We start from the raw sequence: 21,607 nt of genomic DNA, 5'->3' as shown, positions 1-21,607 counted from the left end.
GCGACGATTGTGGCGAAGACGTGGAGAGAGCTGGATTCCGCCGCGATTACCGTTTGCGCACAAATCCCATGATGTCCTTGACGGACGTCATGGTTTCATCGGCAATCGCACGTGCACGGTCGCTGCCATCGGCGAGCACCGCATCGACATAAGCGTGATCCGCAGACAGCTTCTTCATCTCATTCGCGATCGGTGACAGCTTTTCCACGGCGAGATCGACGAGATTCGCCTTGAAACCGGAGAACTGCGCACCACCGAATTCGCTGAGAATATCGGCTTTGGCGCGGCCCGACAGCGCCGCATAGATGCCGACGAGATTGTCGGCTTCCGGACGCGGCTCCAGACCCTTTTCTTCCGATGGCAACGGTTCCGGGTCGGTCTTCGCCTTGCGAATCTTCTGCGCAATCGAATCCGCGTCATCGGTGAGGTTGATGCGCGAATAGTCCGACGGATCGGACTTCGACATCTTCTTGGTGCCGTCGCGAAGGCTCATCACGCGCGTCGCCGGGCCGGTGATCACAGGCTCGGGCTGCGGGAAGTACGGGCCGACATGGCCCTGCTTCGCGATTGATTCAGCAAAGTCATTGTTGAACTTCTGCGCGATATCGCGCGCGAGTTCGAGATGCTGCTTCTGGTCCTCGCCCACCGGCACATGGGTGGCGCGATACAGCAGGATGTCGGCGGCCATCAGCACGGGATAGTCGTAGAGACCCACGGACGCGTTTTCGCGGTCCTTGCCGGCCTTTTCCTTGAACTGGGTCATGCGGTTCAGCCAGCCGAGGCGGGCGACGCAGTTGAATACCCAGGCGAGTTCGGCGTGTCCCGCGACCTGGCTCTGGTTGAAAATGATCTGCTTCTTCGGGTCGATGCCCGAAGCGATGAAGGCCGCAGTGACTTCACGGGTGCAGCGGCGCAGCTCGTCCGGGCCGCCCCAGACGGACGGCGCCACGGTGACGGCATGCAGGTCCACGACGCAATACAGGCAGCTATACTGCTCCTGCAATTTGACGAAGTTGACGATGGCGCCGAGATAGTTGCCGAGATGCAGGTTGCCGGTGGGCTGGACGCCCGAGAACACGCGCTGGGTGAAAGCCTGCTGGGTGGATGCCAGTGGAGCAGATGACATAGCCTAGTTCCTTCTAGGCCCGTGGTGGAGTGCGGGCCGCGGCGTCCCTTGCCACAGGCGCCGGGCGGCGTCCATGACCAATGTCGTGAAGTCAGGTGGGCTTCCTGAGCGCCGCGCGAATATCCCGCCAGCGTAGGGCGCCAGTGAGCACCAGCGGTACGGCATAGATCGCCAACCCGCAGGCGATTTGCAGGAATAGCAGGACCGACTGCGCGAGTTTGTGATCAGCGCCCGGCATATAGCGCGTCAGCAGCCACAGCAGCCCGCCCATGATGATCGCGGCCAGTGCGAATATCGGGAGCCTGCGCCTTGCATCCGCATCGATCGCCCAGCCAAACGATCGTCCACCGTGGATCACCAGCACGATTGCGCTGCTCCAGGCCGCCAGCGCGATCGCCGCAGCGATGCCGCTCGGGCCGAAGGATGCGCCAAGCCCATAGGCCGCAACGATCGCCACGATCAAGCCGACCAGCGTCGCTATCAGCGGCGTATGCGTATTCTCCCGCGCAAAGAAGGCCGGTGACAGCGTCTTGATCAGCACATGCGCCGGCAGCGCCAGCGCGAGCCAGGTCATTGCCTGCGCAGTGGCCGCCGTATCGCTCGCAGTGAAAGCGCCGTGTTCGAACAACAGTCGCACGATGGGCGTGCTCAATACGATCAATCCCAATGTCGCTGGCAATGTCAGTCCGATTGCCAGCTCGATCCCGCGCGACTGCGCATGGGTCATCAGCGCGTGATCATTGTCACGCGCGGCGCGCGTCAGTTCGGGGATCAGCACCGTGCCCATTGCGGTGCCGACGATGCCGAGTGGCAATTCGATCAGGCGGTTTGCAAAGTAGAGCCATGATACGGCTGATGGCAGCGATGATGCGATGATCGCGCCGCCGACGATGAGAAGCTGCGGGCCGGAGCTCGCGACCATGCCCGGCAGCGCCTTGCGGAAAAAGGCGCGCATGTCGGCATCGAGCGACAGCCGCAAGGGCGATGCCAGTTTGCTGCCGGATTGCCGCAGGATCAGCATCGACAGTTGCAGCAGGCCGGCGACGCCGACCGTGGCCGCCATGACCATAGCGGCAGTGGCGGCCTGCTGCGGCCATGCCAGCAGGAGCGCCATCACGGCGATCAGCGCGGCATTGAACAGCAGCGGGGAAAAAGCCGTCAGCGCGAAGCGATGTTGCGCGTTGTAAAGACCCATCATCACCGTGACGGGGCCGGCGAAAGCGAGATAGGGCAACATCAGCCGGGCATTGTCGGTGGCGAGTTGCAGCGTGGGGGCGCCGACAAAGCCGGGCGCCACAATCGCAATGACCTGAGGCATGGCCAGGCCGATCAGCAGTGCGGCGATGATCACGGCGGCGCTCACGGTGCAGAGAATGCGGCCGGCGAAGGCGGCGGCTGCTTCGGGGCCGTCCACGGCATGGATGCGCGCCCAGGCGGGTATCAGCGCGGCGTTCAGCGCACCTTCCGTCAGCAATCGCCGGATCACATTGACGAGCTGAAACGCCACCAGAAACGCATCCGCGACGGCGCCCGCACCCAGCAGCGCCGCGACCATGGCATCGCGCGCAAAGCCGAGCAGGCGCGAGGCCAGGGTGCCCGTGGAAACCATCAAAATGGAGCGGATCATGGAACCGTCACGGAGGAGGCATCCTTGCTGGCGCCGGGCGGGGTGTGATAGTCGCAGCCATCAGGCCGCAACGGGATGAGTTGAAAACCATTCGCCCCGCCCCGCAATCGCCGCAACGGGATATTCTTAATGACTTCAGCGAAATACGACGTGCTTGCGATCGGCAATGCGATCTTCGACGTGCTGGTGCAGACCGACGACAAGTTTCTTGCCGACCACGGCATGGCCAAAGGCGGCATGGCGCTGATCGACGAAGCCCGCGCCAAGGCGATCTATGAGGCGATGGGCCCGGCAACGGAGATGTCCGGCGGCTCCGCGGCCAACACCATTGTCGGTCTCGCCAGCCTCGGCGCCAATGTCGCCTATGTCGGCAAGGTGAAAGACGACCAGATCGGCAAGCTCTACACCCACGACATCCGCTCGGCCGGCGTTGCCTATGAAACCGCGCCCGCCGCGGCCGGGCCGGCCACGGGCTGTTCGTACATTTTGGTGACGCCCGATGGCGAGCGCACCATGAATACCTATCTCGGCGCCGCACAGGATCTCGGTCCCGAGGATATCGACGTCGCCGCCATCGCCGCCTCGCATTATGTCTATCTTGAAGGCTATCTGTGGGATCCGTCGAGCGCCAAGGAAGCTTTCATCAAGGCCTCGAAGATCGCCCATGATGCCGGCCGCAAGGTCGCGCTGACGCTGTCGGATGCGTTCTGCGTCGGCCGCTATCGCGATGAATTCCTCGACCTGATGCGCACCGGCACCGTGGATATCATCTTTGCGAATGAATCCGAGCTGGGCTCGCTGTATCAGACCGAAGATTTCGACAAGGCCGTTGCCGAACTCGGCAAGGATGTGAAGCTCGGCGTCGTGACGCGCAGCGAGAAGGGCTGCGTGGTGGTGTCGGGCAGCGACATCGTTGCAGTGCCTGCGCACAAGATCGAGAAGCTGGTGGACACCACCGGTGCTGGCGATCTGTTCGCGGCCGGCTTCCTGTTCGGACTCGTGCGCAATGCCGGCTATGAGAATGCCGGCAAGCTCGGCGCAATGGCGGCAGCGGAAGTGATCCAGCATATCGGCGCACGCCCACAGGTGTCGCTGAAGGAGCTGGCGCAGAAGAACGGCCTGCCGGTTTAAGCGGAACGCGGAGGCCTATGATCTCCCTCCCCCAAGCCGTGAAGCGGCGCAGCGGGGAGGGAGAAGATCACGCCGCCCTCTCTCCCAGCCCCGCATAAACCGCCCGCTCGAAATCCGAGAACACTTTCAGGCAGGTCGGATCCGCAAAGGGCAGCACCTGCATCAGGATCACGCCGGTGACGTTGCGGATCGGGTCGATCCAGTAATAGGTGTTGGCGAGTCCGGCCCAGGCGAGACTGCCGGCGCTGCGGCCTTCCGGGGTCGGCGCCATGTTGATCACGAAACTCAGGCCATGCTTCTTGTCGATGCCGGGGCAGAGTTCGGCGTCGTTGGTGACGGCCGGGATGGCCGATCGCATCGGCGTGACATGCAAATCGCCGATATGATTCTCGCTCATCAGCGCGACGGTCTCGGGCTTCAGCAAACGATGGCCGCGACCGACGCCCTTGTTGAGGATCATTTGCGTAAACTTGATATAATCGGGCACGGTGCCATAGAGACCGCCACCGCCGGCGAAGAATTCCGGGTCCTGCTTGATCTCGAAATCGATCGGCGTGAGCGTTCCGTCGGGACTGCGACGATGAACGCGAACCAGGCGTTCACGCTGCGATGGGCCGATCCGGAACGCGGTGTCTGACATGCCGAGCGGATCGAGAATGTGTTCGCGAAAATAGGCGTCGAGCGCCTGGCCGCTGGCGGCTTCCACGGCCTTGCCGACGAAATCGATATTGGTGCCATACTCCCAGCGAGTGCCGGGATCGGTCATGATCGGTATCTGCATCGCGGCATTGAGCCCGGTGCGGAAAACTGGAATGCCGGTTTTTTGCAGGTAGCGCCCCATATCGGCATTCATCATGTCGTAGCAAAAGCCGGCCGTGTGGGTCAGCAGCTGTCGCAGCGTGATGGGGCGGCGTGCCGGGCGCAATTGCGGAGCGCCATCGTTGTCGAAGCCTTCAAGCACCTGAATGGACCCGAGATCCGGAAGCACCGCGCCGATCGGGTCATCCAGCGACAATTTACCTTGTTCGACCAGTTGCATCGCAGCCGTGGCGGTGATCGCCTTGGTCATCGATGCGATCCAGAACACGCTGTCCGTCGTCATGGGCGTGCCATTGTCGAGGCTGCGTTTACCAAATGCGCTCTGGTGAATGATCTCATCCCCGGTGGCGGCCATAACGACAGCTCCCGGAACAGCGCCGCTGTCGCAGGCGTGCTGAATGATCCTGTCGATGTCGCTGCTGGTCCGCATTGAGATCCTCCCCCGCTTTTGCAGCATGCTACCGGGTTTTGCGTGCGTTCTGGAAGGGCTTGGTCTCGCGGATGTGATGGCGTTGAGCTGGCGAGGTGGCAGGCGCGAGCCCATCTGTCTGTTGTGACCATCCTGCGATTGTCGCAGGAACAAATCCGCCACGGATATGTTCAAAAATCACCGTGAACGTCAAAGCGCTTCCCGACACTAATGAGTAAGGCAGATGCAGCATCCGGCTGCGGAGTACGACCAATGATTGCGAACTGGACCGACTGGAAACACTATCCCCGGGCATTGCGCGGAGAAACGATCGAAGCGTCGATCGGCCCCGGCTTGCTGGAGGTCAGGGTTGCCCAGACAGGGTCCCTGTTTGCCTTCGAGGCCACCGATAATCTCGCACAGGCCCTGGCCAAGATTTCGGCGCCGCCGAAATCCTTCATTTCATGGTTCGGCCGCCGCGACGCTGCGATGCTACCGGAGCTTGAGTATCGCACATTTCCAACCGCGACCCGTGCGAATGCGAAGATCGCTTTTGCACGCATGATCGATCGGCGCGAAACCTATATGCGCGGTGCTGCCTGACATAGTCCTGCTGGCGATGGACGATCTGCCGCAGCTCTAGAGGTTCTGTCGCCGCTATAGCTGCCATTCCCCGTAAGCGGGCATTCGGGCCTATACTCATGCGTTGTTCCGCGGCTATACGTCCGCGATACTTTCCGCAGGAGAACCGCCCATGTCCTCGACCACATCCTCGCTTCGCGACCGCCTGAAAGATCCCTCGCTGCTGCGCGACAAGTGCTACATCGATGGCGCCTGGGTCGGCACCGGTGCAACCGCGGTCACCAATCCGGTCAACATGGTCGAACTCGCCAAGGTGCCGAACATGGGCGCCAAGGAGACGACGCAGGCTGTCGAGGCCGCCGAGAAGGCCTTCCCTGCCTGGGCCAAGTTCACTGCCAAGCAGCGCTCCAACATCCTGCGCAAGTGGTTCGAGCTGATCATCGCCAATCGTGAAGATCTCGCACTGATTCTCACCTCGGAGCAGGGCAAGCCGCTGACCGAAGCGCTGGGCGAGGTCGATATCGGCGCTGCCTATATCGAATTCTTCGCCGAGGAAGCCCGCCGCGTTTACGGCGAAACGATTCCGACGCAGCGCGCGGATGCGCGCCTGCTCGCCATCAAGCAGCCAATCGGCGTCTGCGGCGCCATCACGCCGTGGAATTTCCCGAACTCGATGATCACCCGCAAGGTGTCGCCGGCGCTTGCCGCTGGTTGCACCGTGGTGCTGAAGCCTGCCGACGAGACCCCGCTGTCGGCGCTGGCACTGGCTGAACTGGCCGAGCGTGCGGGCGTGCCGAAGGGCGTGCTCAACATCATTACCGGCAAGGCCTCCGAAATCGGTCTCGTGCTGTGCGAGCATCCCGCCGTGCGCTTCGTCGGCTTCACCGGGTCCACTGAAGTCGGCAAGATTCTCTACAAGCAGGCTTCGGTCGGCGTGAAGAAGCTTGGCCTCGAACTTGGCGGCAACGCACCCTTCGTGGTGTTCGACGATGCCGACGTGGACGCCGCCGTCGAAGGCGCGATGGTGTCGAAGTATCGCAATATGGGCCAGACCTGCGTATGCGCCAATCGCCTCTATGCGCAGGACGGCATCTACGACCAGTTCGTCGAGAAGCTGTCGAAGAAGGTCGCGGCGATGAAGATCGGCGATGGCACCGAACAGGGTGTTGTCCAGGGGCCGCTCATCAACATGGAATCGGTCGAGAAGGTCGAACGTCATATCGCCGACGCGGTCAAGGGCGGCGCCAAGGTCGTGACCGGCGGCAAGCGCCATGCGCTCGGTGGTACTTTCTTCGAGCCGACCGTGCTTGCCAATGTGAAGCCTGACGCCATCGTTGCGCAGGAAGAAACCTTCGGTCCGCTGGCGCCGGTGTTCCGCTTCAAGGACGAGGCTGACGTCATCGCCATGTGCAATGCCTCGCCATTCGGCCTCGCGTCCTACTTCTACTCGCGCGATCTCGGCCGAGTCTGGCGCGTCGCGGAAGCTCTGGAGTCAGGCATGGTGGGCGTCAATACCGGCCTGATCACGACGGAAGTCGCGCCATTCGGCGGCGTGAAGGAGTCCGGTCTCGGTCGTGAGGGGTCGCGTCACGGCATGGAAGAATATGTCGAGATCAAATACATCATGATGTCGGGTATCTGACACTTCGCCTGACAAATGTCATTTTGAGTCATGGCCGGGCATCGCACGATGCCCGGCCAGTTTTTTGCGATGCGACATCACGCAGGCATTTCTATCAAGCGTGGCTATAGGCCCGAAAATCAGGTAGGATCTCCAAAAGCTCAATCCACTGCGATAACGCTGATCGGAGCCCGGCTTGGAAGATTCGAAAGACCTCAATGGTCGCGAGGCGCTTGCGGAGTCTGGTGCTCTTATGAGCGCGGACCTGGCTGCGATCGGCCGGCGTTTGATTGGTCTTGCACATCAGGCGCTGTCCCAAAATCCTCACTATTCGAGATACTCTAGCGATACCGATGATGCTCCCGTTCGCATCGGCATCAGCAGCATGTTGCTGAGCTTTCTCGTTGATCATCCGGCCGAGACCACATTGGCGAACGTGTCGGTCACGTCGGACATCTGTTCAAAGATCGTCAAAGCGTTTGATGATGACGACGTTGACGTCGCCATGGTCATGGATGTGAAAGATCATCGGGCCATTCTGGGTGATGACCTTGTCGCGGAATTCGACATTGAATTCGGTTGGGTGCGATCAACGGCATTCTCGGTCGAGATGGATGCGCCGATCCCATTGGCGACATGGCCGCCGGATCAGCATATCATTCTGAAAGCGCTGTCGGATGCCGGCCGTTCCTACAAAGTGATGTTCACTGGGCCGGACTACGCGTCGAAACTGACGGCGGTCCGATCCGGGAGATGTTTGGCCGTGGTGCCGCGACATGCGATTGCATCGCCGCTGGTCGAAGCCCGCGACGATCAATTGCCCACCATCGCGCCGAAGAAAATCCTGCTTGCCGTTCGGGGTGATTCGAGTTCCACGCGTGTCAGAGACGTGGTTTCTGCGCTGTCGTCGTTCCCATTGGCCGGGCCATCCGTATAGCCGCACGCGATGTCATGATCGACTCGGTGGCTCTCCAAATAAGTAGAGGCCATCATCGTCGAAGGACTGCGATCATCCGGCTCGCAAAGGTCAGTCGTTCGGCCATGACCGATACGAAATAGGTCAGCAGTTTCTGGCTCAGTGCTGGATGGTTCTGTTTGATATCCTCGAACGCATCTGCGCGAAGCACATACAGAATGCTCGGGGCTTCCGCCTGGATCGTCGCGCTGCGCGCGGTATAGGCGACGAGGCCCATCTCGCCGACGGTGGTGTAGCGGCCGAGGCTGCGGACGCGGGTGAGATGACCGTCGCCATTCGGAACCATGATGCCGACGCGGCCGTCGAGAATGAAATGCATGCATTCCGCGGCCTCGCCGGCATGCACGACGATCTCGTTGGCGGTCACTTCAACGCGCTGGCAGCGGCGCATCAGCTCATCGGCGTCGTCGGGGCTCGCAGGATGCGAGTGAACCAGCCACGCAGGTCTGCCTCCTCCTCGGCGAGGCCGCGATGCTGCGTGATCACTTCGTTCTCGCACCATTCCAATGCGCGATCGAGATCAGCCGCAACCTTGACGTGGTCGTCGATGAACAGGCTGGCGCGCAGGTTGCGGTTGGCGGCGGGATGAAGATTGGCCAGCACAAGCGTGGTCCCATGCTCGCGTGCGATGCGCTTGATCTGGGCGAAACTATGCGCAGCCGATGAGTCGATGCCGGTGACGAGCTTGAAGTCGAAAACGAGATAGCGGCATTCCGGATGCCGGCGCAGCAATGCCTTGACGTGCAGATAGAGCCGGTTGGCGGAGCCGAAGAAAAGATAGCTCTGCAGGTTGAGGCCCTGGATCGCTTTTCCGTGAACGCTCAGTGTGCGCTGGTCCTCCAGCGAGCGATCCAGCGACGAACGATATTCCGAACCGTCAAATCCATATTTGATGGAGGACACGCGCGAGACGCTGAGCGCAAACGTGGCGCAGCCGATCACGATGCCGATCAGCACGCCGGCGACAAAACCCCATGTCAGGATGATGACGATGATGGCGAGTAACGAAAGGTAGTCGAGCAGCGACAGCCGTTTGCGAGAATCGATGATCCAGCGATGCAGCTGCTCCATACCGAGATAGAGCAGAAGTCCGCCAAGCACGAAGCGCGGCATGTAAGCGAGCAGGGCGGGATCGACCACCAGCATGGAAGCGGCAATCACCGCGACCGTCATGCCGGACAGTCGGCTGGTGGCGCCGCTGTTGAGATTGAGGATCGAGCGGCTGATCGAGATGCAGCTCGCATAGCCGCCGAGCAATCCGGTGAGGATATTGGCGGCGCCGGTGACGTTGAGTTCGCGCTCGATATCGGCTTCACGATGCGCGGCGACCTCGATGCCAGTGGTGTTGAAGAGCGTGCTGACGGCGGTGACAAAGATCACGGCGATGAAATTTCCGACCAGGCCCGGCAGTGCATCCCATGGGTAGGGCTCGGCAAGGAAGGTCCAGGGCAGGGTCAGGCTGGCCTTGGGCGGTGACGCAAAGGTCCACCCCATCGCCTGCGCTTGTTGGATCGATGTGCCGGAGAGCCAGAACAGGAGATGCGCAATGGTGATCGCGGCGAGCAGGATCGCCGGCAGCGCCATCGGCTTTCGCGATTTGTGCCAGATCGCATAGATTGTCATCGCCACGGCTGCGGCAGCGCAAAGTTCGTAGAGAGCCACAGGGGTGGCGAACTGGCCGAAATTAGCGAATTGCAGTTTGAAGCCGGTGCTCACCTGAACGCCGCCGGCCACGATCAGGCATGCGGTGGCGCCCAGAAAGCCGCCAATCACCGGATAAGGGACATAGCGGATCGCGCGACCCATATGGGTGATGCCGAGGCCGCAAAGGGTCAGCCCGGTGATAATCGTCGCTGCGGACAGCGTGATCAGCACGGGGCCAAGTAATGCAGTTGGCTCGGATTGCGCAACGACATACTCGACAAGGGTGGCCGACAGGATCGCCGTGACGGCAGCGGTCGAGCTTTCAGGTCCGCCGACGGCAAACGGAAAGGTGCTGCCGAGGGCGATCACGGCGGCGGCAACGCTTGCTGCGATGAAGGTCGCGGCGATGCCATAGGGCAGGAACGACGCCAGCGGCCCCGAAAAGATCAGCACCGAATAGGACAGGCCGAAGCTGATCGTCAGAATGCTGGCAATGACGCCGCCGAAGATATCATTGCGCCAGCCAGAGATGTTTGCAGGTTTGAGAGTGATGCTGCTCACGCAACGCCTCGTTCGAAACGAGTTGGCGCTGCCTCGATGTCCCGATTGCCCACGTGCCGACCTTCCAGGGCGCACGCAACCGCGCATGCGTCACCATCTCTGGTAGACGAGTGCGCGATCTCTCGACAATGAAATTCTACTGATAGTGCGCTGAAGGCGCTTATATGACAGTGAGTTTCTCGCCGGTGAGGCGGAAATACGCATCCAGATAGCGCTGGCTGGTGGCGTCGATCACCTCCTGCGGCAGCTTCGGCGGCGGAGCTTCGCCATTCCAGCGGCCCGCCTTGCGCTCCACATCGAGCCAGTCGCGCAGCGGCTGTTTGTCGAAGCTCGGCTGCGGCTGGCCGGGCTTATAGACGTCGGCGGCCCAGAAACGCGAACTGTCGGGGGTCATCACTTCGTCGATCAGGATGATGCGGCCATCCCCGTCGCGGCCGAATTCGAACTTGGTGTCACAAATGATGATGCCGGCTTCGCGGGCGATCTCTTCGCCCTGCGTGTAGACGGCGCGGGTCATGCTCTCGAGCGTGAAGGCATCCTCCTCGCCGATGATCTCGCGCATTCTTGAAACTGTAATATTTTCGTCATGTCCGGTTTCGGCCTTGGTGGCCGGGCTGAACACCGGATTGGTAAATTTCTGGCTCTCGACCATGCCGCTGTCGAGCTTCTCGCCGGCCAGCGTGCCGGATGCCGCATATTCCTTCCAGGCCGAGCCGGAAATGTAGCCACGGATTACGCATTCGATCGGGAAGACGGTGGTGCGCTTGCACAGCATCGCGCGGCCCGCGAGGGACGCGCGGTGGCCTTCGAGCTCAGGCACCTGCTTGATGATCTCGTCCGCATCGGCGGAGATCATGTGATGCGGGACCACGCCGCCGAGCTGGTTGAACCACCAGGCGCTGATCTGGGTCAGCACCGCGCCCTTCATGGGGATGGTCTCGTTCATGACCACGTCGAACGCGCTGATGCGGTCGGTGGTCAGCAGCAGCACGCGGTCCTCGCCGACGGAATAGATATCGCGGACCTTGCCTCGTCCGATCTTGGGAAGAGGCAGGTCGCTCGAGGCCATCGTGGTCATGTCAGTCACTTTCGAAAATCGGGTCCCCCGGCCGTCTGCCGGAGCGTCGTGGCTGCGACGATACCCTATTCCGGCAGCGGGATAAATTCGTGTTCGTCGGGGACATGGGCGAAGCGGCCGGTCTTCCAGTCCTCTTTCGCCTGCTCGATGCGCTCCTTGCTGGACGACACGAAATTCCACCACAGATGCCGCGGCCCCTCCAGGGCATCGCCGCCCAGGAACATCATGCGGCAGTCGCGCTGGACCCTGATGGTGATTTCGTCGCCGGGGCGGAAGATCAGCAGTTTCGGGCCCTCATGGCGGTCGCCGGCAATCTCGATCTCGCCGTCCACCACATAGATGGCGCGCTCCTCATGATCGGGGTCGAGCGGCACCGTGGTGCCGGCGGTGGCCGTGACTTCCACATAGAACCATGGCGACACCATCGAGACCGGCGAGGCCTTGCCGAACGCCTTGCCGGCGATCACGCGGGCCGAAAAGCCGGTGTCCTGGATGGTGGGCAGGCTGTCGGCGCCATAGTGCTGGAATGACGGATCGATCTCTTCCGAGCCCTTCGGCAGCGCGATCCAGCTCTGCAGGCCCAGCATCTTCTGGCCATTGGCGCGCTGAACATCCGGGGTGCGCTCGGAATGGGCGATGCCGCGGCCGGCGGTCATGAGATTCATGGCGCCGGGCTGGATTTCGCGCACATTGCCTTCGCTGTCGCGATGCATGATGGCGCCGTCGAACAGATAGGAGACGGTGGCGAGGCCGATATGCGGATGCGGGCGGACGTCCATGCCCTTGCCGGCGATGAACTGCATCGGGCCGAAATGGTCGAAGAAGATGAAGGGGCCCACCATCTGCCGCTTGCCATGGGGCAGCGCGCGACGGACGGCAAAGCCGTCGCCGAGATCGCGGGTGCGCGGCACGATGGTTAGCTCCAGCGCGTCGCAGGTGTGGGGATCGCCGAGAATGGGGTCGTTTGAAGGGTGCCAGCTCATAGAACCATTCTAGCAGGAAATGGCGGGGCGGGAGTAGTCACCGATTCTGCGACGCGCTGTCCGCCCCGGCGCATCACAGCTCCTTGATCTGCACCTTGCGGAATTTCACCACGCCGGAGCCATATTGCAGGGCGATCGGGCCGGTGGCGTGCTTGGAGTCCTCGACATCGACGGTCTTCTCGCCATTCAGGATCACAGTGAGCTTCGACCCCTTGGCAGTGATCTCGTAGGTATTCCACTTATCGGCGGCCTTGGGCATCGGATTGACCTTGGCGACATCGACAATAGCGCCGGTGCCGTAGGACGGGTCCGGCCGCTTGTCGAAGATGTTGACCTCGTAGCAGGTCTTGCCGTCGATCACTTTCGGATTGTCGCAGCGGATGAAGATGCCGCTATTGGCTTCGGCATCGGTCCAGAACTCGGCCTTGATCTGGAAGTCCTTGTACGGCTTCTTGCTGACGAGATAAGCGAGGTCCTTGCCGGACAGCAGCTTGTCGGCGGCGAGCGCGCCGTCCTTCATCGCCCAGTTGGCATCGCCGACCTTGTCCCAGTCGCCCATCTTGGTGGCATCGACCAGCGTGACCCATCCGCCATCGGACTGGCTCGATGCCGGCTGAACGAATGGAATTGCGATAAGGCCGAGCGTGATAGCAGTCGCGATCGCAGAGATGTGCTTCATGGTCGTCTCCTCCCGTTGCTTCTTATTGTCGCAACGATAGCAACGGGAGCGAGAAAGTGTAAACGCGGACGAGGCGACTTTCGATTGTGCAACTGCTAACGCGGCTGCCGTAGCCCGGATGGAGCGCAGCGCAATCAGGGGGCCGGCGTTTCAACGAGGTCTGCTGTTCCTGGATCTCGCTTCGCTCCATCCGGGCTACAGGTCAGCGGCCCAGTGCCGTCGCCGTCGCCACCCGGTCAAAACGCTCCAGCGTCAGGATCGCATCGGCGAATTCCTCGGCGCGCTTGGCAAGCACGGGGCGTGCGAGCAGCAGGAATTTCTGCTGCATGGCCGACGCATCCGGGAAGGAATCCGGCTCACCCGATGGATCCGGCGCGATGCGCTCATGCACGCCATCCTCGGTGTGAATGCTGACGCGCGCGCCAAACGGATGGCGCTTGCCTTCGAGGCGTTCGTCCTGAACCACGTCGAAACGATCCGCCAGCGTGTCGATCGCCGCATCGCCGAGGCGCTTGTAGTCGTCCCAGCCGAACGAGCCCTGATCCAGCGCCAGCGCGCCGGTGAAGAACATCGAGAACTGGCCGCCGACGATGGAGGTCGGGTGACGCTTGGTGTCGGCATCGCCGGTCAGCGTGATGCCGTTGCGATGCAGGCCGATCTCGACGCGCTTGACCTGCTCGGGTGTCAGATTGTGTTCGCGGCGCATGGCGATCAGCGTGTCGATGGCGGCATGCGTGTAACGGCAGCTGGGATAAGGCTTCACGCCGATCTTCATGGTCTCATAGACCGAGCCGAGATCGGCCACGGCCTTCTCCGGATGCGCGTCGTCGCTATAGCCCACGAGCAGCCCATGCTTGCCCTCGACGGATTCCGATGAGCCGATGAATTCGTTGCGCGCCAGCGTGGCGGCGATCACGCCGTTCATGGCGGCGGCGCCGACCTGATAGCGCTTGTTCCAGGCGCCATTGACCAGGAACTGCAGCGAACCCGCGGCCTGGCTGCCGGAGACGCCGAAGGCCGAGATCAGCTGTTCCTTGGACAGGCCGAACAGTTTTCCCGCGGCCGCGGCGGCGCCGTAAGTGCCGGCCGTCGCTGTGGGGTGAAATCCCTTGGCGTAATGCGAGGTTGGGTCGAGTGCGTTGCCGAGCCGGCAGCAGACTTCATACCCGGCAACGATGGCCGTCAGCACGTCCTTGCCGGATGCGCCGACCATTTCGCCGACCGCGAAGGCGGCCGGAACCACCGGGGCGCTGGGATGCAGCGAGGAGTCCGCATGGGTGTCGTCGAAATCGAGGGAATGGCCGAGCGCGCCGTTCAGCAGCGCTGCCACGGCGGGGGTCCAGGTCTTGCTGTCACCGAACACGGTGGAATCACCCTTGCCGTCCAGCGACAAGGTTTCCAGCATCTTCAAAAGTGACGGGGTGGACTCCGCCTCGCTGCGGGCGCGGATGGTCGAGCCGAGATAATCGAGGGTGAGGCACTTGGCGCGTTCCAGCACCTCCTGCGGAATGTCGTCGAATTTCAGATTGGCGACATAGGCGGCAAGCGTTGCAGTCTCATTGGCCATTGTGTTTCCTCACTCTTATCGAATTAGCTCTATGCGGGCTGTTTCGGCGTTTCAAGCCGGCATGGCGGCGCGGGGATCAGCCATGCGGGCCGGCCGTTACGTCTGTTTCGAGGATCGATCGTCACATGTCCGTAGTTCGGAAAATCTTCGGGGCGTTGAAGCGCGTATTTGCCTATTTCCGCGCCCATACGATCGAACTTGGCCTCGGCATCCGGGTGACGGCGGCTGCTCTGAGCGCGCTGGTCATCGCGCTGACCGTCGGCCTCAAGCTGCCGCTCTGGGCGGTGCTGACCTCGATCATCGTCACCCAGATGAGCGTCGGACGCTCGTTGAAAGCGACGCGCGACTATCTGATCGGCACAATCGGTGGCGCCCTCTATGGCGGCGCTGTGGCGATCCTGATCCCGCACGCCAATGAAGGCATGTTGTTGCTCGTTCTGGTGCTGGCGGTGCTGCCGCTGGCCTTCATCGCCGCCATCAATCCCAGCCTCAATGTCGCCCCGGTGACGGCGATCATCGTGTTGCTGTTGCCGCTGATGAATCACAACACGCCGCTGGAATCGGCCATCGATCGCGTGCTTGAAGTCACTGTCGGCGCGATCACCGGATTGCTCGTGTCCTTCATCGTGCTGCCGTCGCGTGCGCATAGCCAGGTCCGGGCCAATGCGGCGCAGGCGCTCGATTTGATCGCGACGGCGCTCACCGAGCTTCTGGCCGCGCTGACGCGCGGCCGCGACAACGAAACCCTGCACAGGCTGCAGGATGGTATCGGTCACGCCATCACCAGCCTGCAGGCGATCGGCGCCGAAGCCGAGCGTGAACGCGCTGCCCATCTCTCGAAGGGGCCGGATACCGGTCCGTTGCTGCGCACGACGCTGCGCTTGCGGCATGACCTGGTGATGATCGGCCGCTCGACGGTGGTGCCGCTGCCATCGCCGCTGCAAATCAGGCTGGCTGGACCGCTGGCGCGAGTGAGCGAAGCGATGGCAAACTTCCTACACTCCACCGCCATTGCGCTGCGCAGCGGCACCGGCGCGCCCGCGATCTATCCGGTGCAGACAGCCCTGAAACTCTATGGCGCGGAAGTCGCAAAACTGCGCCAGGAGAGTCTTACGCGCGGCCTCCCCGGCGACATGGCCGAACGCTTCTTTGCCATCGGCTTTTCGCTGGAGCAGATGCGGCAGAATCTGCGCGATCTCGAGCGTTGCGTGTCCGAATGGGCAGATGTCGATCCGCCCATCCGGGGCAAGAAGGTCATTGACGCGACATGAGCGTCGCCATCGCGTGAAATTGCAGCCGCTCCGGGTCGCGCTCGCCCCGTGCGGCTTCGTCGACGATGCTGCTGGACAGCAACTGAACGGCATCGGCGGGAATCGAGAGCGGTAGTTCCTCGATACACAGATCGAGCGCTGATGACATCGCCTCGACGGCATCGTTTCCGAATGACTGATGATCCGCATCCTGCGGCACCAGCTCGGGCGATGGCATGTCGCGAATGCGCTCGGACAAGCGAGCGGCTTCTGTAAGAACGCGCATATAGGTCAGACCGGCCTCACCGAGTTCGTCCTCATCCGTCTGTCCCGATCGCGCCAACGCAACGATGCGCTCGGCCAGGCGGCGGCGATTGTCGTCGGTATCGACGCTTTCACCCTCGTGCATGATGAAGGGCTCCCACGCCGCGTCGAATGCGCGGGCAAGGGAGAGGTGGACAGTTTCGTCGCGCTGTAAATCGAACTCTGAAAAAGTCATGGGCATTTAACGGAAAGGCGGTCCGGCCGTTCCCATCCATGCTGCGGCACATCGTCGGTTCAAGCGGTATGCACCTGTTTCAGCATGGCGCGCACGACCATGCGGTGGAACGGCTTGATGATGCTGAGGTAAGTTCGGCCGAGCCAGTTGTGCATCAGTACGATGGTAGTTGCCGTCACGCACTGGCCGCCGCCCGTGGACGCGACATCGATCACGACGCGGAAATCGAGATGGCTGTCATTGAAGCCGGCCACCAGTTGCTGCGGTTTTTCGCTGAGCAAGGGAAAGAAACCGACTTTCTCGATCCTGTCGTGGCGCGCCGATGTCGCGGTCTTCAATCCGAACGGCGCGACGACGGCATCGCGCAGCTTCATCAGCACCTCGACCCACCAGGGCGAGCGGCCGAGCATGCGTTCGGCAGCTTCACGCGCTGTAAGGGTTGTTGTGTCGGTGGTGATACTGAACGCATCGGCAAACTGTGCCCCTGGCAGAAACGCATTCAGATCGATGGCAGGCTGAATTGCAGAAACCATCGTCAAACCTCGCGATCTGTATCACCCGTGGGATTGTGCACCTGCGTCGTCATTGTGAAGCTTGGACAAATTGTCTTAGGCAAAACGCCCTGCCGACTATGCGACGGTATAGTATGACGGTCATGATTTTCGTGTCATAGTACACCCCGACTGATTGTCCGCGGGGGAATGCCATGGCCTATGATCGTTCGACTGTCGAAGCCGTGATCCAGCATTATTTCGACGGCCTCTATGAGGCCGATTCCGACAAGCTCGGTGCCATTTTCGCCGACAGCGCCGATCTGCGCTGGGTGGAGAATGGCGAGTTGAAAGTGTGGAGCGTGCCGGATTGGCTGGCCGCGGTCCGTAAGCGCGTCTCGGCGAAATCCGAAGGCAGCGCGCGGGATGATGTGATCGTCTCGATCGATCGCTCCGACGAAAAGACAGCCTTCATCAAGGTCCGCTGCCAGCTCCCGCCGCGCTACTTCACCGACTATCTGGTCGCGATGAAGCTCGCCGACGGCTGGCAGATCGTCTCGAAGTCCTACCGCTACGACCTGAAAGACTAAATCGGCCAGCAGCGCAGTGGTTGCAGCCAGCAAACCTGCGATCAGCTGGTTGTATTTTTCTTCAATGTTTCCATAAAAGTGTGTCGCGTCGTGACTTAAATCAGCTCCGGGGTTGCTTTGGAGCAATTGGGGCGGACGCCATGCGAGCTAATCGGAATGGCGGAAGGCGCAGGGCAATCTCGGCTGCGGTTTAGACGCCGCGGCAAGGCAGGCAGGGGAATGATGGGATGATCGCTCACTTGACGACGTCGGAACGTCAACTCGCGCTGATCCTGCTACTGGGCACGCTTGTTTGCGGTCTTGCGATGGCGATTGCCGGCTCGAAGGATCCGCTCGGCGTCCATGGTGCGATCATCATGCTTGCAGCGATCGCCGGCATCTTCGCCATCATCAATGTGTATTACGCGCCGGAGCCAGACGAGGTGCGTCTCGCGCTGTATTACGATGATCCCACCAAGGTCGCCGTCGTTCTCGCGATGGTCTGGGCTGTTGTCGGCATGCTGGTCGGCGACATCGTCGCCTGGCAGCTCGTCTTTCCCGATATGACCTTCGATGCCGGCTGGGCGAGCTTCGGTCGCCTTCGCCCGGTTCATACCAGCGGAGTCATTTTTGGTTTCGGCGGCAATGCGTTGATCGGCACATCGCTTTATGTATTGCAGCGAACCTCTCGCGCGCGGCTGCCGGATCAGCTCAGCCCGTGGTTCGTGCTGATGGGCTACAATCTGTTCTGCGTCCTCGCCGCTACCGGCTATCTGATGGGCGTCACCCAGTCGAAGGAATATGCCGAACCGGAATGGTACGCCGACCTCCTGCTGGAAGTCGTCTGGGTCGTCTATTTCATCATCTACATGCGGACGCTGGCGCGGCGGAAGGAGCCGCATATCTACGTCGCCAACTGGTATTACATGGCGTTCATCCTGGTGGTGGCGATCCTGCACACCGTCAACAATCTCGCGATGCCGGTCTCGCTCGGCCACGCCAAGAGCTATTCGGCCTTTGCCGGCGTGCAGGATGCGATGACCGAATGGTGGTACGGCCACAACGCCGTCGCCTTCTTCCTCACCTCCGGCTTTCTCGGCATGATGTATTACTTCCTGCCGGTGCGGGCAGGGCGGCCGATCTATTCCTACCGGATGTCGATCATCTCGTTCTGGGGCATCACCTTCATGTATATGTGGGTGGGCTCGCATCACCTGCATTACACGGCGCTGCCGCAATGGGTGCAGACCCTGGGCATGACCTTTTCGCTGATGTTGTTGATCCCGTCCTGGGGCTCGGCCGCGAATGCGTTGCTCACACTGAATGGCGCGTGGCACAAGGTGCGCGACGACGCCACGCTGCGCTTCATGATGGTGGCCGCGGTGTTCTACGGCATCACCACATTCGAGGGGTCGTTCATGGCGATCCGTTCGGTGAACTCGCTATCGCATTACACCGACTGGACCGTCGGCCACGTCCATGCCGGCGCGCTCGGCTGGGTGGCGATGATCACCTTCGGTTCGATCTATGCCATGGTGCCGTGGCTGTGGAAGCGCGAGCGGATGTATTCACCGGTGCTGGTGGAGTGGCATTTCTGGCTCGCAGTGGCCGGCCTGCTCACTTACGTCTTCGCCATGTGGAATTCAGGCATCATCCAGGGCCTGATGTGGCGCACCTATAACAGCAGCGGCACGCTGTCTTATTCCTTCATCGAGACGGTGGTCGCGATGAAGCCCTATTACGTTGCGCGCGCGGTCGGCGGTTTCTTCTTCCTCTCCGGCGCGGTGATCGGCCTCTACAATGTCTGGATGACCATCCGCACCGAGGATCAGCCGGCAGATAGCCGGGCGGCGGATCGTCCGCTGCCACAGCCGGCAACGCCAGCGCTGCAGCCGGGAGAATAACGATGGGTTTTCTCGGATTGCACTACAGGATCGAACGCAAGACCATGACGCTGGCGATCGGCATCATCTTTGCCGCCTCGATCGGTGGCATCGTCGAGATCGCGCCGCTGTTCACGATCCATCAGACGGTGGAGGATGCGCCCGACATGCGCGTCTACACGCCACTCGAACTGACCGGTCGCAATATCTATATCCGCGAAGGCTGCTATGCCTGCCATTCGCAGATGATCCGCACCCTGCGCGACGAGGTCGAACGCTATGGGCCGTATTCGCTGGCCGTGGAATCCAAATATGATCACCCCATGCTGTGGGGCTCGAAGCGCACCGGGCCGGATCTTGCGCGCCTCGGCGGAAAATACAGTGACGACTGGCACGTCAAGCATCTGATCAATCCGCGCAATGTGGTGCCGGAATCGGTGATGCCGCCTTACGCCTATCTTGCGCGTAACAAAATCCGCACCGACGATCTCGGCCTGCACCTCGCGGCGATGCGAAAAGTCGGCGTGCCCTATACGGATGAGATGATCGCCAATGCCTCCGCCGATGCCTATGGGCAGACAACGCCCGACACGCCCTATGCGGAAGGCGTCGCCAAGCGTTACGGCGCCGCCACCAATATCCGTGCGTTCGACGGCGTGGCCGGTGAACCCACCGAGATGGATGCGCTGGTCGCTTACTTGCAAATTCTCGGCAAGCTCACCGATGCCGCGCACAAGACCACCACGGCCAAGGCGGGAGAGTGACGATGGAGCACGAAACCACCGTCTGGTTCGCGAAGTCCTTCGGGCTGTTCTATCTCGTCGCCATGTCGATAGGCGTGCTGATCTATGCCTATTGGCCGACCAACAGGAAGCCGTTCGACGCCGCAGCGCAATCGATCATCGATCCTTCTGCCGAGGACAAGCCATATCAGGGTGAGCCAGATAGGGGAGAGCAATGGCAGTAGAAGAACGCGATCCCGTCTCCGGCTATCTCACCACCGGCCATGAATGGAACGGCATCAAGGAGCTCAACACGCCGGTGCCGCGGGCAGTGTACTTCTTCCTGTGGGCCACATTTCTCTATTCGGTCGTGTACTGGATCCTGATGCCGGCCTGGCCGCTCGGTGTCACATACACGCGCGGCCTGCTTGGCCTCGATCAACGCGACATCGTCACGGCGCAGGTGAAGGAAGCCGCAGTCGACCGCGCGAAGTGGACGAAGCTGATCGAGACCGAGAGCTATGAGGCGATTCAGCTCGACAAGCGCCTGATGGGCATTGTCCGGCAGACCGGCGCGACCTTGTTCGGCGACAATTGCGCCGCCTGCCATGGCCGTGCTGCCACCGGCGGTCACGGCTTTCCGACGCTGGTGTCGCAAGCCTTTCTGTGGGGCGGCACGCCTGATGCCATCGCGGAGACGATCCGCGTCGGCATCAATGCGTCGCATCCGGACACGCGGGTCTCGCAAATGCCGGCTTTCGGTCGCGACGGCATGCTGACGCGCGACAAGATCGACGATGTCGTGGACTATGTGCGCAGCCTGTCGATGCCTGCGGTCGCTCAGTCGATTGCGCCGGAAAAACTCGCGCGCGGCAAGGCCGTCTTTACTGAGAACTGCGTCGCCTGTCATGGCGACAATGCCACGGGAAGCACCGATGTCGGCGCGCCCAATTTGCGCGACCTGTCCTGGATCTATGGCGGCAATGCGCAGACGGTGTTCACCTCGGTCTGGGGTGGCCGACAGGGACAGATGCCGAGCTGGGAAGCGCGGCTGTCTCCGCTCGATCGCAAAATCCTCGCGCTCTACATCGTCGATCTCAGGGTGACCGGGCCATGATGGCGTTGGTATCACGACGTCTGAAAGCGCGAACGCTGATCTGGCTGTCGGTTGCTGCTGGCCTGCTCCTGCTGGTCGCCGCCAATGCGCATCTCGTTTATGTGGCCTTCGCGTCGCAGCCCGATTGCATCGATCACGTCAAGCGCGGCGTCGCTGTCGCTGCATCCGGCCAATTCAGCGCCGCGTCATCGTCATGCACGCCGCGGTGACGATCATGACCTTGAAGATTGAATACTGTGTCCGGGATTTGAAGTTGCGCCAACAACGAGCGTT

General features: G+C 61.6%; 20 protein-coding genes and 1 pseudogene. 11 read left to right on the top strand and 10 right to left on the bottom strand.

Going from position 1 to position 21,607, the window contains the following annotated elements:
• Positions 1-46 precede the first annotated feature (46 nt).
• Together trpS and murJ are read right to left on the bottom strand one after the other, a co-directional pair.
• Complete coding sequence (gene trpS, locus RPMA_RS00200) at positions 47-1,126, bottom strand: tryptophan--tRNA ligase (protein WP_211910955.1); 1,080 nt, start codon at positions 1,124-1,126, stop codon at positions 47-49.
• 91 nt (positions 1,127-1,217) lie between these two features.
• Positions 1,218-2,753: a murein biosynthesis integral membrane protein MurJ gene (murJ, locus tag RPMA_RS00195; protein ID WP_211910954.1), complete on the bottom strand. Its 1,536-nt coding sequence runs from the start codon at positions 2,751-2,753 to the stop codon at positions 1,218-1,220.
• Positions 2,754-2,882: 129 nt separating this feature from the next.
• Here murJ and RPMA_RS00190 point away from each other — a divergent pair, with 129 nt between their 5' ends.
• Positions 2,883-3,884: an adenosine kinase gene (locus tag RPMA_RS00190; protein ID WP_211910953.1), complete on the top strand. Its 1,002-nt coding sequence runs from the start codon at positions 2,883-2,885 to the stop codon at positions 3,882-3,884.
• Between the two features lie 67 nt (positions 3,885-3,951).
• On the opposite strand, the gene RPMA_RS00185 is transcribed toward RPMA_RS00190, so the two are convergent.
• Positions 3,952-5,133: a serine hydrolase domain-containing protein gene (locus tag RPMA_RS00185; RefSeq protein ID WP_211910952.1), complete on the bottom strand. Its 1,182-nt coding sequence runs from the start codon at positions 5,131-5,133 to the stop codon at positions 3,952-3,954.
• Positions 5,134-5,385: 252 nt separating this feature from the next.
• On the opposite strand from RPMA_RS00185, the gene RPMA_RS00180 reads away from it, so the two are divergent.
• From RPMA_RS00180 to RPMA_RS00170, 3 genes are all read left to right on the top strand, one after another.
• Entirely contained in the window at positions 5,386-5,715 is a 330-nt protein-coding gene (locus RPMA_RS00180) for a hypothetical protein (RefSeq protein ID WP_211910951.1), read from the top strand.
• Between the two features lie 151 nt (positions 5,716-5,866).
• Positions 5,867-7,336, top strand: a complete 1,470-nt coding sequence (locus RPMA_RS00175; RefSeq protein ID WP_211910950.1) for an NAD-dependent succinate-semialdehyde dehydrogenase — start codon at positions 5,867-5,869, stop codon at positions 7,334-7,336.
• 175 nt (positions 7,337-7,511) lie between these two features.
• On the top strand, positions 7,512-8,252 hold the full coding sequence (locus RPMA_RS00170; RefSeq protein WP_211910949.1) for a LysR substrate-binding domain-containing protein: 741 nt from the start codon (positions 7,512-7,514) through the stop codon (positions 8,250-8,252).
• A 52-nt stretch (positions 8,253-8,304) separates the two neighbouring features.
• Here RPMA_RS00170 and RPMA_RS00165 read toward each other — a convergent pair.
• The 5 genes and pseudogenes from RPMA_RS00165 to RPMA_RS00145 form a co-directional block, all read right to left on the bottom strand.
• Positions 8,305-10,496, bottom strand: a pseudogene (locus RPMA_RS00165) (SLC26A/SulP transporter family protein).
• 160 nt (positions 10,497-10,656) lie between these two features.
• Positions 10,657-11,574: a phosphoribosylaminoimidazolesuccinocarboxamide synthase gene (locus RPMA_RS00160; RefSeq protein ID WP_211910948.1), complete on the bottom strand. Its 918-nt coding sequence runs from the start codon at positions 11,572-11,574 to the stop codon at positions 10,657-10,659.
• Positions 11,575-11,639: 65 nt separating this feature from the next.
• Positions 11,640-12,557, bottom strand: a complete 918-nt coding sequence (locus RPMA_RS00155) for a pirin family protein (protein WP_211910947.1) — start codon at positions 12,555-12,557, stop codon at positions 11,640-11,642.
• A gap of 73 nt (positions 12,558-12,630) precedes the next feature.
• On the bottom strand, positions 12,631-13,236 hold the full coding sequence (locus tag RPMA_RS00150) for a 3-keto-disaccharide hydrolase (protein ID WP_211910946.1): 606 nt from the start codon (positions 13,234-13,236) through the stop codon (positions 12,631-12,633).
• Positions 13,237-13,438: 202 nt separating this feature from the next.
• Entirely contained in the window at positions 13,439-14,803 is a 1,365-nt protein-coding gene (locus RPMA_RS00145; RefSeq protein ID WP_211910945.1) for an MmgE/PrpD family protein, read from the bottom strand.
• A gap of 125 nt (positions 14,804-14,928) precedes the next feature.
• On the opposite strand from RPMA_RS00145, the gene RPMA_RS00140 reads away from it, so the two are divergent.
• Positions 14,929-16,074: an FUSC family protein gene (locus tag RPMA_RS00140; RefSeq protein WP_211910944.1), complete on the top strand. Its 1,146-nt coding sequence runs from the start codon at positions 14,929-14,931 to the stop codon at positions 16,072-16,074.
• On the opposite strand, the gene RPMA_RS00135 is transcribed toward RPMA_RS00140, so the two are convergent.
• On the bottom strand, positions 16,058-16,558 hold the full coding sequence (locus RPMA_RS00135; protein WP_211910943.1) for a hypothetical protein: 501 nt from the start codon (positions 16,556-16,558) through the stop codon (positions 16,058-16,060). The two genes, RPMA_RS00140 and RPMA_RS00135, sit on opposite strands and share 17 nt — an antisense overlap.
• A gap of 53 nt (positions 16,559-16,611) precedes the next feature.
• Entirely contained in the window at positions 16,612-17,085 is a 474-nt protein-coding gene (locus RPMA_RS00130) for a DUF2867 domain-containing protein (RefSeq protein WP_211910942.1), read from the bottom strand.
• Positions 17,086-17,258: 173 nt separating this feature from the next.
• On the opposite strand from RPMA_RS00130, the gene RPMA_RS00125 reads away from it, so the two are divergent.
• The 6 genes from RPMA_RS00125 (at position 17,259) to RPMA_RS00100 (ending at position 21,543) form a co-directional block, all read left to right on the top strand.
• The gene (locus tag RPMA_RS00125) at positions 17,259-17,633 is read left to right on the top strand and encodes a nuclear transport factor 2 family protein (protein ID WP_211910941.1); all 375 of its coding nucleotides are present in this window, start codon (positions 17,259-17,261) and stop codon (positions 17,631-17,633) included.
• A gap of 227 nt (positions 17,634-17,860) precedes the next feature.
• On the top strand, positions 17,861-19,516 hold the full coding sequence (gene ccoN, locus RPMA_RS00120; protein ID WP_211910940.1) for a cytochrome-c oxidase, cbb3-type subunit I: 1,656 nt from the start codon (positions 17,861-17,863) through the stop codon (positions 19,514-19,516).
• A 2-nt stretch (positions 19,517-19,518) separates the two neighbouring features.
• On the top strand, positions 19,519-20,259 hold the full coding sequence (ccoO, locus tag RPMA_RS00115) for a cytochrome-c oxidase, cbb3-type subunit II (RefSeq protein WP_211910939.1): 741 nt from the start codon (positions 19,519-19,521) through the stop codon (positions 20,257-20,259).
• A 2-nt stretch (positions 20,260-20,261) separates the two neighbouring features.
• Positions 20,262-20,462, top strand: a complete 201-nt coding sequence (locus RPMA_RS00110) for a cbb3-type cytochrome c oxidase subunit 3 (protein ID WP_328516546.1) — start codon at positions 20,262-20,264, stop codon at positions 20,460-20,462.
• Entirely contained in the window at positions 20,453-21,334 is an 882-nt protein-coding gene (ccoP, locus tag RPMA_RS00105) for a cytochrome-c oxidase, cbb3-type subunit III (RefSeq protein ID WP_211910937.1), read from the top strand. The genes RPMA_RS00110 and ccoP overlap by 10 nt, the downstream gene beginning before the upstream one ends.
• Complete coding sequence (locus tag RPMA_RS00100; RefSeq protein WP_211910936.1) at positions 21,331-21,543, top strand: hypothetical protein; 213 nt, start codon at positions 21,331-21,333, stop codon at positions 21,541-21,543. The genes ccoP and RPMA_RS00100 overlap by 4 nt, the downstream gene beginning before the upstream one ends.
• Positions 21,544-21,607: the final 64 nt, after the last annotated feature.

The organism is Tardiphaga alba (assembly GCF_018279705.1).
Taxonomy (GTDB): domain Bacteria; phylum Pseudomonadota; class Alphaproteobacteria; order Rhizobiales; family Xanthobacteraceae; genus Tardiphaga; species Tardiphaga alba.
The sequence above is the reverse complement of the archived record's forward strand: the minus strand, read 5'-3'. Positions and strand labels throughout refer to the sequence as shown.

Excerpts from the sequence above, each read along its gene's own strand:
- trpS (WP_211910955.1), bottom strand. The coding sequence starts at position 1,126 with ATGTCATCTGCTCCACTGGCATCCACCCAGCAGGCTTTCACCCAGCGC.
- murJ (WP_211910954.1), bottom strand. The coding sequence starts at position 2,753 with ATGATCCGCTCCATTTTGATGGTTTCCACGGGCACCCTGGCCTCGCGC.
- RPMA_RS00190 (WP_211910953.1), top strand. The coding sequence starts at position 2,883 with ATGACTTCAGCGAAATACGACGTGCTTGCGATCGGCAATGCGATCTTC.
- RPMA_RS00185 (WP_211910952.1), bottom strand. The coding sequence starts at position 5,133 with ATGCGGACCAGCAGCGACATCGACAGGATCATTCAGCACGCCTGCGAC.
- RPMA_RS00180 (WP_211910951.1), top strand. The coding sequence starts at position 5,386 with ATGATTGCGAACTGGACCGACTGGAAACACTATCCCCGGGCATTGCGC.
- RPMA_RS00175 (WP_211910950.1), top strand. The coding sequence starts at position 5,867 with ATGTCCTCGACCACATCCTCGCTTCGCGACCGCCTGAAAGATCCCTCG.
- RPMA_RS00160 (WP_211910948.1), bottom strand. The coding sequence starts at position 11,574 with ATGACCACGATGGCCTCGAGCGACCTGCCTCTTCCCAAGATCGGACGA.
- RPMA_RS00155 (WP_211910947.1), bottom strand. The coding sequence starts at position 12,557 with ATGAGCTGGCACCCTTCAAACGACCCCATTCTCGGCGATCCCCACACC.
- RPMA_RS00150 (WP_211910946.1), bottom strand. The coding sequence starts at position 13,236 with ATGAAGCACATCTCTGCGATCGCGACTGCTATCACGCTCGGCCTTATC.
- RPMA_RS00145 (WP_211910945.1), bottom strand. The coding sequence starts at position 14,803 with ATGGCCAATGAGACTGCAACGCTTGCCGCCTATGTCGCCAATCTGAAA.
- RPMA_RS00140 (WP_211910944.1), top strand. The coding sequence starts at position 14,929 with ATGTCCGTAGTTCGGAAAATCTTCGGGGCGTTGAAGCGCGTATTTGCC.
- RPMA_RS00135 (WP_211910943.1), bottom strand. The coding sequence starts at position 16,558 with ATGCCCATGACTTTTTCAGAGTTCGATTTACAGCGCGACGAAACTGTC.
- RPMA_RS00130 (WP_211910942.1), bottom strand. The coding sequence starts at position 17,085 with ATGGTTTCTGCAATTCAGCCTGCCATCGATCTGAATGCGTTTCTGCCA.
- RPMA_RS00125 (WP_211910941.1), top strand. The coding sequence starts at position 17,259 with ATGGCCTATGATCGTTCGACTGTCGAAGCCGTGATCCAGCATTATTTC.
- ccoN (WP_211910940.1), top strand. The coding sequence starts at position 17,861 with ATGATCGCTCACTTGACGACGTCGGAACGTCAACTCGCGCTGATCCTG.
- ccoO (WP_211910939.1), top strand. The coding sequence starts at position 19,519 with ATGGGTTTTCTCGGATTGCACTACAGGATCGAACGCAAGACCATGACG.
- RPMA_RS00110 (WP_328516546.1), top strand. The coding sequence starts at position 20,262 with ATGGAGCACGAAACCACCGTCTGGTTCGCGAAGTCCTTCGGGCTGTTC.
- ccoP (WP_211910937.1), top strand. The coding sequence starts at position 20,453 with ATGGCAGTAGAAGAACGCGATCCCGTCTCCGGCTATCTCACCACCGGC.
- RPMA_RS00100 (WP_211910936.1), top strand. The coding sequence starts at position 21,331 with ATGATGGCGTTGGTATCACGACGTCTGAAAGCGCGAACGCTGATCTGG.